The sequence below is a fragment of the Shewanella sp. ISTPL2 genome (assembly GCF_013283205.1).
Classification (GTDB): Bacteria; Pseudomonadota; Gammaproteobacteria; order Enterobacterales; family Shewanellaceae; genus Shewanella; species Shewanella oncorhynchi.
This window is the reverse complement of the sequence record NZ_JAAPAV010000001.1, coordinates 3,650,451-3,664,644: the sequence shown is the minus strand read 5'-3', so window position 1 is coordinate 3,664,644 and position 14,194 is coordinate 3,650,451. Positions and strand designations below refer to the sequence as shown.

The 14,194-nt window shown below is 46.4% G+C and carries 27 protein-coding genes and 4 tRNA genes; all 31 read left to right on the top strand.

Going from position 1 to position 14,194, the window contains the following annotated elements:
* Positions 1-15: 15 nt before the first annotated feature.
* Positions 16-91 (top strand) — tRNA-Thr (locus tag HUB64_RS16060).
* Positions 92-99: 8 nt separating this feature from the next.
* Positions 100-184 (top strand) — tRNA-Tyr (locus HUB64_RS16055).
* A 38-nt stretch (positions 185-222) separates the two neighbouring features.
* Positions 223-296, top strand: a tRNA-Gly gene (locus HUB64_RS16050).
* Positions 297-304: 8 nt separating this feature from the next.
* Positions 305-380: transfer RNA gene (locus HUB64_RS16045), tRNA-Thr, on the top strand.
* A 117-nt stretch (positions 381-497) separates the two neighbouring features.
* Positions 498-1,682, top strand: coding sequence for an elongation factor Tu (gene tuf / locus HUB64_RS16040; protein WP_105251028.1), 1,185 nt, complete (start codon positions 498-500; stop codon positions 1,680-1,682).
* A gap of 334 nt (positions 1,683-2,016) precedes the next feature.
* Entirely contained in the window at positions 2,017-2,328 is a 312-nt protein-coding gene (rpsJ, locus tag HUB64_RS16035) for a 30S ribosomal protein S10 (RefSeq protein WP_006083601.1), read from the top strand.
* 30 nt (positions 2,329-2,358) lie between these two features.
* Positions 2,359-2,997 carry a 50S ribosomal protein L3 gene (rplC, locus tag HUB64_RS16030; RefSeq protein ID WP_006083600.1) on the top strand — a complete coding sequence of 213 codons (639 nt, stop codon included), beginning with the start codon at positions 2,359-2,361 and terminating at the stop codon, positions 2,995-2,997.
* Between the two features lie 17 nt (positions 2,998-3,014).
* A complete protein-coding gene (gene rplD / locus HUB64_RS16025) occupies positions 3,015-3,620 on the top strand; it encodes a 50S ribosomal protein L4 (protein WP_113941598.1) in 606 nt (201 codons plus the stop codon).
* The gene (gene rplW, locus HUB64_RS16020) at positions 3,620-3,922 is read left to right on the top strand and encodes a 50S ribosomal protein L23 (protein WP_025008843.1); all 303 of its coding nucleotides are present in this window, start codon (positions 3,620-3,622) and stop codon (positions 3,920-3,922) included. Before rplD ends, rplW begins: the two co-directional genes overlap by 1 nt.
* 16 nt (positions 3,923-3,938) lie before the next feature.
* Positions 3,939-4,763, top strand: coding sequence for a 50S ribosomal protein L2 (gene rplB, locus HUB64_RS16015; RefSeq protein ID WP_006083597.1), 825 nt, complete (start codon positions 3,939-3,941; stop codon positions 4,761-4,763).
* 14 nt (positions 4,764-4,777) lie between these two features.
* Complete coding sequence (gene rpsS / locus HUB64_RS16010) at positions 4,778-5,056, top strand: 30S ribosomal protein S19 (protein WP_006083596.1); 279 nt, start codon at positions 4,778-4,780, stop codon at positions 5,054-5,056.
* A gap of 15 nt (positions 5,057-5,071) precedes the next feature.
* Positions 5,072-5,404: a 50S ribosomal protein L22 gene (rplV, locus tag HUB64_RS16005; protein WP_006083595.1), complete on the top strand. Its 333-nt coding sequence runs from the start codon at positions 5,072-5,074 to the stop codon at positions 5,402-5,404.
* A gap of 9 nt (positions 5,405-5,413) precedes the next feature.
* Positions 5,414-6,106 carry a 30S ribosomal protein S3 gene (gene rpsC, locus HUB64_RS16000; RefSeq protein ID WP_006083594.1) on the top strand — a complete coding sequence of 231 codons (693 nt, stop codon included), beginning with the start codon at positions 5,414-5,416 and terminating at the stop codon, positions 6,104-6,106.
* 11 nt (positions 6,107-6,117) lie between these two features.
* Complete coding sequence (rplP, locus tag HUB64_RS15995; RefSeq protein ID WP_006083593.1) at positions 6,118-6,528, top strand: 50S ribosomal protein L16; 411 nt, start codon at positions 6,118-6,120, stop codon at positions 6,526-6,528.
* Positions 6,528-6,719 carry a 50S ribosomal protein L29 gene (gene rpmC / locus HUB64_RS15990; RefSeq protein ID WP_006083592.1) on the top strand — a complete coding sequence of 64 codons (192 nt, stop codon included), beginning with the start codon at positions 6,528-6,530 and terminating at the stop codon, positions 6,717-6,719. Before rplP ends, rpmC begins: the two co-directional genes overlap by 1 nt.
* Positions 6,719-6,967, top strand: a complete 249-nt coding sequence (gene rpsQ, locus HUB64_RS15985) for a 30S ribosomal protein S17 (protein ID WP_006083591.1) — start codon at positions 6,719-6,721, stop codon at positions 6,965-6,967. The genes rpmC and rpsQ overlap by 1 nt, the downstream gene beginning before the upstream one ends.
* Before the next feature lie 180 nt (positions 6,968-7,147).
* Entirely contained in the window at positions 7,148-7,516 is a 369-nt protein-coding gene (gene rplN, locus HUB64_RS15980) for a 50S ribosomal protein L14 (protein WP_006083590.1), read from the top strand.
* A gap of 11 nt (positions 7,517-7,527) precedes the next feature.
* A complete protein-coding gene (gene rplX, locus HUB64_RS15975; RefSeq protein WP_006083589.1) occupies positions 7,528-7,842 on the top strand; it encodes a 50S ribosomal protein L24 in 315 nt (104 codons plus the stop codon).
* 12 nt (positions 7,843-7,854) lie between these two features.
* Positions 7,855-8,394, top strand: a complete 540-nt coding sequence (gene rplE / locus HUB64_RS15970; protein WP_006083588.1) for a 50S ribosomal protein L5 — start codon at positions 7,855-7,857, stop codon at positions 8,392-8,394.
* 10 nt (positions 8,395-8,404) lie between these two features.
* Entirely contained in the window at positions 8,405-8,710 is a 306-nt protein-coding gene (rpsN, locus tag HUB64_RS15965) for a 30S ribosomal protein S14 (protein ID WP_006083587.1), read from the top strand.
* A 24-nt stretch (positions 8,711-8,734) separates the two neighbouring features.
* Positions 8,735-9,127 (top strand): 30S ribosomal protein S8, encoded by a 393-nt coding sequence (rpsH, locus tag HUB64_RS15960; RefSeq protein WP_006083586.1) that lies wholly within the window; start codon positions 8,735-8,737, stop codon positions 9,125-9,127.
* A 10-nt stretch (positions 9,128-9,137) separates the two neighbouring features.
* Positions 9,138-9,671 carry a 50S ribosomal protein L6 gene (gene rplF, locus HUB64_RS15955; protein ID WP_105251036.1) on the top strand — a complete coding sequence of 178 codons (534 nt, stop codon included), beginning with the start codon at positions 9,138-9,140 and terminating at the stop codon, positions 9,669-9,671.
* A gap of 10 nt (positions 9,672-9,681) precedes the next feature.
* Positions 9,682-10,032, top strand: a complete 351-nt coding sequence (gene rplR / locus HUB64_RS15950) for a 50S ribosomal protein L18 (protein WP_006083584.1) — start codon at positions 9,682-9,684, stop codon at positions 10,030-10,032.
* Between the two features lie 11 nt (positions 10,033-10,043).
* Complete coding sequence (gene rpsE / locus HUB64_RS15945; protein WP_006083583.1) at positions 10,044-10,547, top strand: 30S ribosomal protein S5; 504 nt, start codon at positions 10,044-10,046, stop codon at positions 10,545-10,547.
* A 6-nt stretch (positions 10,548-10,553) separates the two neighbouring features.
* Positions 10,554-10,736 (top strand): 50S ribosomal protein L30, encoded by a 183-nt coding sequence (gene rpmD / locus HUB64_RS15940; RefSeq protein ID WP_006083582.1) that lies wholly within the window; start codon positions 10,554-10,556, stop codon positions 10,734-10,736.
* 3 nt (positions 10,737-10,739) lie between these two features.
* On the top strand, positions 10,740-11,174 hold the full coding sequence (rplO, locus tag HUB64_RS15935) for a 50S ribosomal protein L15 (protein WP_006083581.1): 435 nt from the start codon (positions 10,740-10,742) through the stop codon (positions 11,172-11,174).
* Between the two features lie 7 nt (positions 11,175-11,181).
* Positions 11,182-12,522, top strand: coding sequence for a preprotein translocase subunit SecY (gene secY / locus HUB64_RS15930; RefSeq protein ID WP_007644459.1), 1,341 nt, complete (start codon positions 11,182-11,184; stop codon positions 12,520-12,522).
* A gap of 21 nt (positions 12,523-12,543) precedes the next feature.
* Positions 12,544-12,657 (top strand): 50S ribosomal protein L36, encoded by a 114-nt coding sequence (gene rpmJ / locus HUB64_RS15925; protein ID WP_006083579.1) that lies wholly within the window; start codon positions 12,544-12,546, stop codon positions 12,655-12,657.
* 117 nt (positions 12,658-12,774) lie between these two features.
* Positions 12,775-13,131, top strand: coding sequence for a 30S ribosomal protein S13 (gene rpsM / locus HUB64_RS15920; RefSeq protein ID WP_011787581.1), 357 nt, complete (start codon positions 12,775-12,777; stop codon positions 13,129-13,131).
* Between the two features lie 15 nt (positions 13,132-13,146).
* Complete coding sequence (gene rpsK / locus HUB64_RS15915; protein WP_006083577.1) at positions 13,147-13,539, top strand: 30S ribosomal protein S11; 393 nt, start codon at positions 13,147-13,149, stop codon at positions 13,537-13,539.
* A gap of 32 nt (positions 13,540-13,571) precedes the next feature.
* Positions 13,572-14,192 (top strand): 30S ribosomal protein S4, encoded by a 621-nt coding sequence (rpsD, locus tag HUB64_RS15910; protein WP_006083575.1) that lies wholly within the window; start codon positions 13,572-13,574, stop codon positions 14,190-14,192.
* The last annotated feature ends 2 nt before the right edge of the window (positions 14,193-14,194 follow it).

Below are 14,194 nucleotides of genomic sequence, written 5' to 3'. Positions count from 1 at the left end.
TTCCGAAATGATAATGCCGGCATAGCTCAGTTGGTAGAGCAACTGACTTGTAATCAGTAGGTCCCGAGTTCGACTCTTGGTGCCGGCACCATTTTCTGTGGAGGGGTTCCCGAGTGGCCAAAGGGATCAGACTGTAAATCTGACGGCTCAGCCTTCGAAGGTTCGAATCCTTCTCCCTCCACCACTTTTTTCTAGGTAGTTAGGTAGCCTTAGTTAGGTTGCGCGGACATCGTATAATGGTATTACTCCAGCCTTCCAAGCTGATAACGCGGGTTCGATTCCCGCTGTCCGCTCCAAATTAGTTGCTGATATGGCTCAGTTGGTAGAGCACACCCTTGGTAAGGGTGAGGTCGGCAGTTCGAATCTGCCTATCAGCACCAGCCTCTCTAAATTTAGCTCCTACGCCTAAACATAATCGGTTCGATGTCATTTTAATGCATCGGATTTTTTCTATATGTTAGTTTTCATCACCAAGAATCTTGGACTGAGGCATTACCATGGCTAAAGCTAAATTTGAACGTATTAAGCCCCATGTAAACGTGGGCACCATTGGTCACGTTGACCATGGTAAAACCACACTGACTGCAGCTATCTCTCACGTACTGGCTAAGACCTACGGTGGCGAAGCTAAAGACTTCTCTCAAATCGATAACGCTCCAGAAGAGCGTGAGCGCGGTATTACGATCAATACCTCTCACATCGAATATGACACGCCTTCACGTCACTACGCACACGTAGACTGCCCAGGCCACGCTGACTATGTTAAAAACATGATCACTGGTGCTGCACAGATGGACGGCGCGATTCTAGTAGTTGCCTCTACAGACGGTCCAATGCCACAGACTCGTGAGCACATCCTGCTTTCTCGTCAGGTTGGCGTACCTTTCATCATCGTGTTCATGAACAAATGTGACATGGTAGATGACGAAGAGTTACTGGAATTGGTTGAAATGGAAGTGCGTGAACTTCTGTCAGAATACGATTTCCCAGGTGATGATTTACCAGTAATCCAAGGTTCAGCTCTGAAGGCCCTAGAAGGTCAACCAGAGTGGGAAGCTAAGATCCTTGAATTAGCCGCAGCACTGGATTCTTACATTCCAGAACCACAACGTGACATCGATAAGCCGTTCCTACTGCCAATCGAAGACGTATTCTCAATTTCAGGCCGTGGTACAGTAGTTACTGGTCGTGTTGAGCGTGGTATTGTTAAAGTGGGTGACGAGGTTGAAATCGTTGGTGTTCGCACAACGACTAAAACAACGTGTACTGGTGTAGAAATGTTCCGTAAACTGCTTGACGAAGGTCGTGCAGGCGAGAACTGTGGTGTGTTATTACGTGGTACTAAGCGTGATGACGTAGAACGTGGTCAAGTATTGGCTAAACCAGGTTCAATCAACCCACACACGACTTTTGAATCAGAAGTTTACGTTCTGTCAAAAGAAGAAGGCGGACGTCACACTCCATTCTTCAAAGGCTACCGTCCACAGTTCTACTTCCGTACAACTGACGTAACCGGTACTATCGAACTGCCAGAAGGCGTAGAGATGGTAATGCCTGGCGACAACATCAAAATGGTAGTGACTCTGATTTGCCCAATCGCGATGGACGAAGGTTTACGCTTCGCAATCCGTGAAGGTGGTCGTACAGTTGGTGCTGGTGTAGTAGCTAAAATCATCGCTTAATTGCGATAGAAATTAGTTTGAAAAGGAAGCTTCGGCTTCCTTTTTTATTTGAGGGCTGGTTTTATTCACAAATTTGTGTAAAATGCTCGCCACTCTGAAGTTAAATAGTTATTTGATGACTATTTACACAGCGGGCTTGATATCCGGATTTAGATAGGTATAATGGCCCCCTCGTCGACTTAGGTTGACGAATTAAATGATTAGTCGCTGAAGTTAATCATTATCATAGCGGCTCCGATTGGGAGTCGAACGGTTAAATCATCTCGCTCTGCTTTTCTATATTGAAGAAGCTAGAGGGTGATTTTTTATATGTCCATTTTAGGAGCTCTGGTCAATGCAGAACCAAAGAATCCGTATCCGCTTAAAGGGATTTGATCATCGCTTAATTGATCAGTCTACAGCGGAAATCGTTGAAACTGCTAAGCGTACAGGCGCGCAGGTTCGTGGTCCAATTCCACTACCTACTCGCAAAGAGCGTTATACCATTTTGATCTCTCCGCACGTTAATAAAGATGCTCGTGACCAGTACGAATTACGTACACACAAGCGCCTGGTTGACATCGTAGAGCCAACTGAAAAGACTGTTGACGCGTTAATGCGTTTAGATCTTGCGGCTGGTGTCGACGTACAGATTAGCTTGGGTTAATTGAGATCCTAGTAAGAAGAGGTTTGAGAGATGGCTATCGGTCTTATTGGTCGTAAAGTTGGTATGACTCGCATCTTCACTGAAGATGGTGTTTCAATACCAGTTACTGTAATTGAAGTTGCAGGCAACCGTGTTACTCAAGTGAAAACTTTAGAAACTGACGGCTACCGTGCACTTCAAGTTACAACTGGCACCAAAAAAGCCAATCGCATCACTAAACCAGAAGCAGGTCACTTTGCCAAGAGCGGCGTTGAAGCCGGTCGTGGTTTGTGGGAAATGCGTTTGGTAGACGGTGAAGGCGAGGGCATTGAAGTTGGTGCTGAGCTAAATGTTGATATTTTCGCAGACGTAGCGAAAGTTGATGTTACTGGTCAATCAAAAGGTAAAGGCTTCCAAGGCGGCGTTAAGCGTTGGAACTTCCGTACTCAAGATATGACTCACGGTAACTCTTTGTCGCACCGCTCGAATGGTTCTATCGGTCAGAACCAAACGCCTGGTCGCGTATTCAAAGGCAAAAAAATGTCAGGCCATATGGGTGCCGAGCGTGTTACTACTCAAAATCTAGTTGTTGTTCGTGTAGATGTTGAGCGTAACCTGCTACTAGTCCGTGGCGCTGTTCCTGGCGCTACCAATGGCGACTTGATTATCAAGCCTGCCGTTAAAGCTTAAGGTCTGAGGAGATAGTAATGGAATTGGTATTGAAAGACGCGCAAAGCGCTCTTGAAGTTTCCGAAACTACCTTCGGCCGTGACTTTAACGAGGCACTGGTTCATCAGGTAGTTGTAGCATACGCTGCAAACGCGCGTCAGGGCACTCGTGCTCAAAAGACTCGTGCGGAAGTAACTGGCTCAGGCAAAAAGCCTTGGCGCCAAAAAGGAACTGGCCGTGCTCGTGCTGGTTCTGTTAAAGGCCCAATCTGGCGTGGCGGTGGCGTAACATTCGCTGCTAAAACCCAAGATCACAGCCAAAAAGTTAACAAAAAGATGTACCGCGGCGCGCTGAGAAGCATTCTGTCTGAATTGGTACGTCAAGAGCGTTTGGTTATTGTTGAATCTTTCGGTGTTGAAGCTCCTAAAACTAAAGAGCTGAAAGCTAAATTGAAAGCAATGAACCTTGAAGACGTTCTGATTGTGACTGCAGAAGTTGATGAGAACTTATTCTTAGCAGCTCGTAACCTGTACAAGGTTGACGTTCGTGATGTAGCGGGTCTAGACCCAGTGAGTCTGATCGCCTTCAACACTGTGCTTGTGACTGCTGACGCAGTGAAGCAAATCGAGGAGATGCTAGCATGATGATCCGCGAAGAACGTTTGCTAAAAGTTATTCTCGCTCCACATATCTCTGAAAAGAGCACTGTGAACGCTGAGAAGCACAACACTGTTGTTTTCCGCGTAGCTATCGATGCAACTAAAGCTGAAATTAAAGCTGCTGTTGCTAAGCTATTTGAAGTTGAAGTTGATTCAGTTCGCACTTTAGTGAGCAAAGGCAAAACTAAACGCACTGGTGGCCGTACTGGTCGTCGTAGCGATTGGAAAAAAGCCTATGTGACTCTAGCTGCTGGTGCTGACATCGATTTCGTCGGCGGCGCTGAGTAAGCAAAGGAGAATTATCATGGCAGTTATTAAGTGTAAGCCAACCTCTCCAGGTCGTCGCCACGTAGTTAAAGTGGTGAACACTGACCTGCACAAGGGTAAACCTTTTGCTGGCTTGTTGGCGAAAAAATCTAAAAGTGGTGGCCGTAACAATACTGGCCGTATCACTGTCCGTCACGTAGGTGGTGGTCATAAGCAGCATTATCGTCTAATCGATTTCAAACGCGATAAAGATGGTATCCCTGCAAAGATTGAGCGTCTGGAATACGATCCAAACCGTACTGCTAACATCGCGTTAGTATTGTATGCGGATGGTGAGCGTCGTTATATTCTTGCTGCCAAAGGCATGCAAGCTGGCGATAAGATCCAGTCTGGTGTTGCTGCCGAGATCAAAACCGGTAACGCTATGCCACTGCGCAACATCCCAGTAGGTTCTGTAGTTCACGCAGTTGAAATGAAGCCTGGTAAAGGTGCTCAGATCGCTCGTTCTGCAGGTGCTTATGTACAAGTTGTTGCTCGTGATGGCGCATATGCCACTCTACGTCTTCGCTCTGGCGAAATGCGTAAAGTGCCAGTTGATTGCCGCGCGACATTTGGTGAAGTTGGTAATGCCGAACACATGCTACGCCAGTTAGGTAAAGCAGGTGCTAAGCGCTGGAGAGGCATACGTCCTACAGTGCGTGGTGTTGCAATGAACCCAGTAGACCATCCACACGGTGGTGGTGAAGGCCGTACTTCTGGTGGTCGTCACCCAGTGACTCCATGGGGTGTGCCAACTAAGGGTTATAAAACTCGTAGTAACAAGCGCACTGACAAGTACATCGTACGTCGTCGTAATAAATAGTAAGAGGATTCGCCATGCCACGTTCTCTCAAGAAAGGTCCCTTCATTGACCTGCACTTGCTGAAGAAGGTAGAGAAAGCGATGGAAGCCGGTGACAAAAAGCCTATTAAGACTTGGTCACGTCGCTCTATGATCATTCCAAATATGATTGGTTTGACCATCGCTGTCCATAATGGTCGTCAGCACGTTCCTGTGTTCGTAACTGACGAAATGATCGGCCACAAACTTGGTGAATTTTCACCAACTCGCACTTATCGCGGCCATGCTGCAGATAAGAAAGCGAAGAAGCGTTAATACGGGAGGAATAAGATGGAAGTTTTAGCTAAACATCGTTTTGCCCGTACGTCTGCGCAGAAGGCCCGTCTGGTTGCTGATCAAATTCGTGGATTGCCTGTTGCTAAGGCCCTCGAAATTTTGACTTTCAGCCCCAAGAAAGCCGCCGTACTGGTTAAAAAAGTACTTGACTCAGCTATCGCAAACGCCGAACACAACGAAGGCGCGGATATTGATGAGCTTAAAGTCGGAGCCGTCTTCGTAGATGAAGGCCCAACTATGAAGCGTATCATGCCACGTGCTAAAGGCCGCGCTGATCGTATCATGAAGCGTACCAGCCACATTACTGTGGTTGTATCAGATCGCTAGGAGAGAGCAATGGGACAGAAAGTACATCCTAATGGTATCCGTCTGGGTATCACCAAGCCTTGGATCTCTACCTGGTACGCAGATAAATCAGATTACGCAAGTAACCTGAACAGCGACTGGGAAGTGCGTAAGTTTCTTGTAGAGAAATTACAAGCTGCTTCAGTATCTAAGATTGTTATCGAGCGTCCAGCGAAAAGCATCCGCGTTACCATTCACACTGCCCGTCCAGGTGTTGTGATCGGTAAGAAAGGTGAAGACGTTGAAGTATTGCGTGCTGCAGTGTCAAAACTTGCTGGCACTCCTGCTCAAATTAACATCGCTGAGATCCGTAAACCTGAGCTAGATGCCAAGTTAGTTGCTGACTCTATTGCACAGCAATTAGAGCGTCGCGTAATGTTCCGTCGTGCTATGAAGCGCGCAGTTCAAAACGCAATGCGTATTGGTGCTCAAGGTATCAAAGTACAAGTTAGTGGCCGTTTAGGCGGAGCTGAGATTGCGCGCGATGAGTGGTATCGTGAAGGTCGTGTACCTTTACATACTTTGCGTGCTGATATCGACTATTCTACATCTGAAAGTCACACCCAATACGGTGTGATTGGCGTTAAAGTTTGGATCTTCAAAGGTGAAGTTCTAGACGGAATGCTGCCACAGATTGAAGAGCCGAAGCAGCAGCAACCTAAGCGCAAGCCTCGTGGTAAATAGGAGAGCCGGCAATGCTGCAACCTAAACGTATGAAGTTTCGCAAGATGTTCAAAGGCCGCAACCGCGGTCTAGCGAACGGTACCGAAGTTAGCTTTGGTACTTTTGGTCTGAAAGCAGTCGGCCGTGGCCGTTTAACTGCACGTCAGATCGAATCTGCACGTCGTGCCATGACACGTCACATTAAGCGTCAGGGACAAATTTGGATTCGAGTTTTCCCGGACAAGCCGATTACCTCTAAGCCTCTTGAAGTGCGTATGGGTAAAGGTAAAGGTAACGTTGAATACTGGGTATGTCAGATTCAACCTGGTAAGGTTCTTTATGAGATGAATGGTGTTTCTGAAGTAATCGCTCGTGAAGCGTTTGCTTTGGCTGCTGCCAAGCTTCCAATTAAGACTACCTTCGTAACTAAGACGGTGATGTAATGAAAGCGAGCGAACTGAGAGAAAAGAGCGTTGAAGAACTGAACGCTGAACTACTTGGTCTGCTGCGTGAGCAGTTCAACCTGCGTATGCAACACGCCACTGGTCAGTTGACTCAGACTAATCAACTGAAATTGGTGCGCCGTAACATTGCGCGCGTTAAGACCATTATTACTTCTAAGGCGGGTGCATAATGTCTGATAAAATCCGTACTTTGCAGGGTCGTGTAACTAGCAACAAAATGGACAAGTCCATTACTGTTGCTATCGAACGCCAAGTGAAACACCCAATTTATGGGAAATACATTAAGCGTACGACAAAGATCCATGCACATGACGAAACGAATCAGTGCAATGAAGGCGATTTAGTAGCGATTCGCGAATGTCGTCCTTTGTCTAAGACTAAGTCTTGGACCCTGGTTGAAGTAGTATCAAAGGCCTAAGTTAATTAGGTATTTAGGTAAACGGCCCCAGAATGTGGGGCCGTTTGTTTTTTAATACTATACATTCCACTTTTATGGTGTTATATTTGCGCGCCATTTTTGACTAAATTAATAGCAAAAATGAGTGTTTTTATTGTCCCATAGTGGGAATTGTGTAGTAACGATAGCGGAGCACTTAAAATGATCCAAATGCAATCGACTCTTGACGTTGCTTGTAACAGCGGCGCACGCAGAGTTCAGTGTATTAAGGTCTTGGGTGGCTCTCATCGTCGTTATGCCGGTATCGGCGACATCATCAAAGTTTCTGTTAAAGAAGCGATTCCTCGCGCTAAAGCGAAGAAAGGCGATGTGTATAACGCGGTGGTAGTCCGTACTAAGAAAGGCGTACGTCGTCCAGACGGTTCTGTCATTCGCTTCGATCGGAATGCAGCTGTTCTTTTGAACAACAACCTGCAGCCGATTGGTACTCGTATCTTTGGACCAGTGACACGTGAATTGCGTAATGAGCAATTTATGAAAATTGTCTCGCTGGCACCAGAAGTACTGTAAGGAGCTTCAAAATGGCAGCTAAAATACGTCGTGAAGACGAAGTGATTGTATTAGCAGGTAAAGACAAGGGTAAACGTGCAAAAGTTTCTCAAGTCCTTCCTACTGGTAAATTGATTGTTGAAGGCATCAATCTTGTCAAAAAACACCAAAAGCCAAACCCACAATTGGGCGTAGCTGGCGGTATTGTTGAGAAAGAAGCACCGATACAAGCATCAAATGTAGCGATTTTCAACTCTGCCACTGGCAAAGCTGATCGCGTTGGTTTCCGCTTTGAAGACGGCAAAAAAGTTCGTTTCTTCAAATCGAACAGTGAACTCGTTAAGTAATTGGAGTAAACGATGGCGAAACTGCATGATAAATACCAAGAGACTGTTGTCGCTGAACTTGCTAAAAAGTTCGGTTATACCAGTGTCATGCAAGTCCCTCGGATTGAGAAAATCACCCTGAACATGGGTGTTGGCGAAGCTGTTGCAGACAAGAAAATCATGGACCATGCTGTCCGTGATATGACTGCAATCGCTGGTCAAAAGCCAGTTGTGACTGTAGCTCGTAAGTCAGTTGCTGGTTTTAAAATCCGTGAAGGCTACCCTATTGGCTGTAAAGTGACCCTACGCGGTGAGCGTATGTGGGAATTCTTAGAGCGTTTAGTCGATATCGCAATCCCACGTATTCGTGACTTCCGTGGCTTAAGCGCTAAAGCGTTTGACGGCCGTGGTAACTACGCAATGGGCGTGCGTGAGCAGATCATCTTCCCAGAAATCGATTACGATAAAATCGATAAGATTCGTGGTATGGATATTGTTATCACTACTACTGCGAAGAATGATGAAGAAGGTCGTGCTTTGTTAGACGCTTTTAACTTCCCATTCAAGAAATAAGGGTAGCGTAATGGCAAAAACATCAATGAAAGCACGTGAAGCTAAACGTGCACAGCTCGTGGCCAAGTACGCTGAAAAGCGTGCGGCTCTTAAGACTATCATTGCAAGTCCAGCTTCTTCTGACGAAGATCGTTGGGATGCGGTTCTTAAGCTGCAAGCTCTACCACGTGATTCCAGCGCTGCGCGTCAACGCAATCGTTGTAATCAAACTGGTCGCCCTCATGGCTTCTTACGTAAATTCGGCTTAAGCCGTATCAAATTACGTGAAGCAACCATGCGTGGTGAAGTTCCTGGCCTGCGTAAGGCCAGCTGGTAAGCACTTGTCACGGAGTAAGCTAATATGAGCATGCAAGATCCTATTGCGGATATGTTAACCCGTATTCGTAACGGCCAAGCTGCTAACCACGTATCAGTGAAGATGCCTTCAGCTAAGTTGAAAGTCGCAATTGCGAAACTACTTAAAGATGAAGGTTATATTGCTGATTACGCCGTAGCAGATGAAGCCAAGCCTGAACTGGAAGTTACTTTAAAGTATTTCCAAGGCCAACCAGTCGTTGAGACTATCCAGCGTGTAAGTCGCCCTGGTCTTCGTATTTACAAAGGTAAAAACGAACTACCAAAGGTGATGGGCGGTCTGGGTGTCGCAATTGTGTCCACTTCTAAAGGCTTGATGACTGATCGTGCCGCCCGCCTTGCAGGCATGGGTGGCGAGGTTATCTGCTACGTAGCTTAAGGAGCTAGGAATGTCTCGTGTAGCAAAAGCACCAGTATCTATTCCAGCTGGCGTAGAGGTGACCTTGAACGAACAGACCCTTACCGTCAAAGGCGGAAAAGGTAGTCTGACTCGAGTGATCAACAATGCGGTCAATGTTGTTATTGAAGCCGGCGTAGTTAAGTTCCTCCCTGTTGAAGGCGTTGTTAACGCTTGGGCACAGGCTGGTACAACTCGTGCATTAGTAAACAACATGGTTGTTGGTGTATCTCAAGGTTTTGAGCGTAAGTTAAAGTTAGTTGGCGTTGGTTACCGTGCGAAACTCGTCGGTGCTGATATCGACCTTACTTTAGGTTTCTCTCATCCGTTAGTACACAAACTGCCCGCAGGCGTTACTGCAGAGTGCCCTAGCCAAACTGACATCGTCCTACGTGGCGTTGATAAACAGTTAATTGGCCAAGTCGCTGCTGAGATTCGCGGATACCGTCCACCAGAGCCATACAAAGGCAAAGGTGTTCGCTATGACGACGAAGTAGTACGCCGTAAAGAGGCTAAGAAGAAGTAGGTAACGCGATATGGATAAGAAAACATCTCGCTTACGTCGCGCTACTCGCGCTCGTAAGAAGATCCAAGAGCTGGGCGTGAACCGTCTGGTTGTACATCGTACACCGCGTCACATTTATGCTCAGGTGATCAATCCTGAAGCTCAGGTGTTGGCAGCTGCTTCAACCGTAGAAAAAGCGGTTAAAGAGCTACTGAAGAGTACCGGTAACGTAGACGCAGCGAAAGCAGTAGGTAAATTTGTTGCTGAGCGCGCGATCGAAAAAGGCGTAACTTCAGTTGCGTTCGATCGTTCTGGTTTCAAGTATCACGGTCGTGTAGCTGCTTTAGCAGATGCAGCTCGTGAAGCTGGCCTGAAGTTCTAAGGGGTTATAAAATGGCTAAATTAGAAGCTCAGCAAAAAGACGATCTGCAAGAGAAATTAATTGCAGTTAATCGTGTTTCTAAAGTAGTTAAGGGCGGTCGTATCTTTAGCTTCACAGCACTGACAGTAGTGGGTGACGGTAACGGTAAGATTGGCTATGGCTATGGCAAAGCACGTGAAGTTCCAGCCGCGATTCAAAAAGCGATGGAAAAAGCTCGTCGTAACATTGTGACCGTTGAGTTGAATGCAGGTACTCTGCATCACCCAGTTAAAGGTCGTCATACTGGTTCTCTTGTGTACATGCAACCTGCATCACAAGGTACTGGTATTATTGCCGGTGGCGCAATGCGTGCCGTATTGGAAGTAGCAGGCGTGCATAACGTTCTGTCAAAAGCATACGGTTCTACTAACCCGATCAACATCGTTCGCGCGACTGTCGATGCTTTGGTGCACATGAAGTCACCTTCGCAAATCGCAGCTAAGCGTGGCCTGAATGTTGACGAAATTCGGGGGTAATGCACCATGGCAACTAAAACTGTAAAAGTTACTCAAACTAAAAGCGGTATCGGTCGTTTACCGAAGCACCGTGCAACCCTAACGGGTCTTGGTTTGCGTCGCATTGGTCATACTGTTGAATTAGAAGATACTCCTTCTGTTCGCGGTATGATCAACAAGGTCTACTACATGGTTAAGGTGGAGGATTAATAGATGCGTTTAAATACTCTATCTCCAGCTGCAGGCTCTAAGCATGCACCAAAGCGTGTAGGCCGTGGTATGGGCTCAGGTCTAGGTAAAACAGCGGGTCGTGGTCATAAAGGCCAAAAGTCTCGCTCTGGTGGCGGTGTACGCCCAGGATTCGAAGGTGGTCAAATGCCACTGAAAATCCGTTTACCTAAATTTGGTTTTACCTCGCGTCGCGCTATGGTAACAGCTGAAGTTCGTGTACTCGAACTGGCAAAAGTTAACGGTGATGTTATCGACTTAAACGCTCTGAAAGATGCGAACGTAATAACTCGCAACATCCAGTTTGCGAAAATTGTTCTTTCAGGTACCATTGAGCGCCCTGTGACTGTTAAAGGTCTGAAGGTAACCAAAGGTGCACGTGCAGCTATTGAAGCTGCCGGCGGTAAGATCGAGGAATAATACGTCGATGGCAAAACCAGGACTTGATTTAAAAAGCGCGAAAGGTGGACTTTCAGAATTGAAAGCTCGCCTCCTGTTCGTGATTGGTGCGATTATCGTCTTTAGAGCCGGTTCGTTTGTGCCAATTCCTGGTATTGACGCAGCTGTATTAGCAGAGCTGTTTGCTCAGCAAAGTGGAACCATCCTTGGCATGTTTAACATGTTCTCGGGTGGTGCCCTTGAGCGTGCCTCTATCTTTGCATTAGGTATTATGCCGTACATTTCGGCATCGATTATCATGCAACTGTTGACTGTCGTACATCCTGCACTCGCTGAATTGAAAAAGGAAGGCGAATCAGGACGTAAGAAAATCAGTCAATATACCAGATGGGGTACCTTAGTGCTGGGTACATTCCAGTCGGTCGGTATTGCAACCGGGTTACCAAATTTAGTGCCAGGCCTTGTGGTCAACATTGGATTTGGATTCTACTTTGTTGCGGTTGTGAGCTTAGTAACAGGAACTATGTTCCTTATGTGGCTAGGTGAGCAAATTACCGAACGTGGTATAGGTAATGGTATCTCGATTTTGATTTTCGCAGGTATTGTTGCTGGATTACCTTCCGCTATCGGCCAAACGGCTGAGCAGGCGCGTCAAGGTGACTTGAATGTGTTAGTATTGTTGTTGCTCGCGGTAATTGTGTTTGCAGTGACTTATTTTGTAGTGTTTGTGGAACGTGGTCAGCGTCGTATCGTCGTTAACTATGCCAAGCGTCAGCAAGGCCGTAAGGTGTTCGCTGCGCAAAGTACCCATCTACCGCTGAAAATAAACATGGCAGGTGTTATTCCGCCAATTTTTGCGTCAAGCATCATTTTGTTTCCTGGAACACTGGCTCAGTGGTTCGGTCAAAATGAGTCCATGTCATGGTTAAGTGATTTTTCACTTGCTGTGTCACCTGGCCAACCGCTTTACTCATTATTATATGCAACAGCGATTATCTTTTTCTGTTTCTTCTATACTGCGTTGGTGTTTAACCCACGTGAAACAGCAGATAACTTGAAGAAGAGTGGTGCATTCATCCCTGGGATCCGTCCTGGAGAACAGACTTCGCGTTACATTGATAAAGTTATGACCCGTTTGACATTGGCAGGCGCGTTATACATAACCTTTATCTGCTTAATTCCGGAGTTCATGTTAATTGCGTGGAAAGTACAGTTTTATTTCGGCGGTACTTCACTACTAATTATGGTAGTCGTAATCATGGACTTCATGGCTCAGGTTCAGACGCATATGATGTCTCATCAGTATGAGTCTGTGATGAAGAAAGCTAACCTAGTTAACAAAGCGAATTTAGATCGCTTTGGTCGCTAAGTAGCTTTACGGAGTGATGAAATGAAAGTTCGAGCTTCCGTGAAGAAGATCTGCCGTAACTGCAAGATCGTCAAGCGTAGTGGCGTTGTACGCGTTATCTGTGTTGAACCAAAACACAAACAGCGTCAAGGCTAAAAAGTAATTTGTTCAGCCCATGAATTGGGCTGAACAAAATTTTGTTTGCAAATCTGTCAACTGTCGAGTATCCTTTCGGGCTTTTCGCAGTTGGCCTTTAACTTTAAGGAGTGCATAGTGGCCCGTATCGCTGGCATTAACATTCCTGATCAAAAGCATACAGTCATCGCATTGACTGCAATTTTCGGCATCGGCCGTACTCGCGCTAGAGCAATCTGCGCGGCTACAGCAATCGCTGAAACTGCTAAGATCAAGGAATTGAGCGAAGCTCAAATAGACACACTACGCGAAGAAGTCGCCAAATACCTAGTAGAAGGTGACTTACGTCGTGAGATTTCAATGAACATCAAGCGTCTTATGGATCTTGGTTGTTATCGTGGTCTCCGCCATCGCCGTAGCCTGCCTCTCCGTGGGCAACGTACTAAGACCAATGCGCGTACGCGTAAAGGTCCACGTAAACCTATTAGAAAGTAACGGGAAGGTAAAGCAATGGCTAAAGTTCCGTCACGTTCTCCGCGTAAGCGCGTACGTAAACAGGTTGCAGATGGCATGGCTCATATCCATGCTTCTTTCAACAACACTATTGTCACCATTACAGATCGTCAAGGTAATGCGTTGTCATGGGCTACTTCAGGTGGTTCAGGTTTCCGTGGTTCACGTAAATCTACTCCATTTGCTGCACAGGTGGCTGCTGAGCGTGCAGGTGCTGCTGCTCAAGACTACGGTTTAAAAAACCTTGAAGTGTTTGTGAAGGGTCCAGGTCCAGGTCGTGAGTCAGCCATTCGTGCGCTGAACGCTGTTGGTTATAAAATTACCAACATTACCGATGTGACGCCGATCCCTCATAATGGTTGTCGTCCTCCTAAAAAGCGTCGTGTATAACGCCGTTTCATTAGGATAGTTGGAGAAAGATCATGGCAAGATACTTGGGTCCCAAGCTCAAGCTCAGCCGCCGAGAAGGTACAGACCTTTTCTTAAAAAGCGGTGTGAGAGCAATCGATTCAAAGTGTAAACTGGAAACTGCACCTGGACAACATGGCGCTCGTAAGCCACGTTTGTCAGAGTACGGTACTCAGTTACGCGAAAAACAAAAAGTTCGTCGTATTTACGGTGTGTTAGAAAAACAATTCCGTAACTATTACAAAGATGCTGCACGTACTAAAGGCAACACAGGTGAAAACCTGCTTCAGCTTTTAGAAACCCGTCTTGATAACGTTGTTTATCGTATGGGCTTCGGTGCAACTCGTGCAGAATCACGTCAGCTAGTAAGCCATAAATCTATTATGGTTAACGGTCGTGTTGTTAACATTCCATCATTCAAAGTGTCTGCGAATGATGTTGTGAGCATCCGCGAGAAGTCACGTACTCAAGCTCGTATTAAAGCGGCTTTAGAAGTGGCAGCTCAACGCGAGAAGCCTACATGGGTTGAAGTCGACAACGCGAAAATGGAAGGTGCTTTCAAGCGCGTTCCAGAACGTAGCGATTTGTCTGCGGAAATTAACGAACAGCTGATCGTCGAGCTTTACTCTAAGTAAGG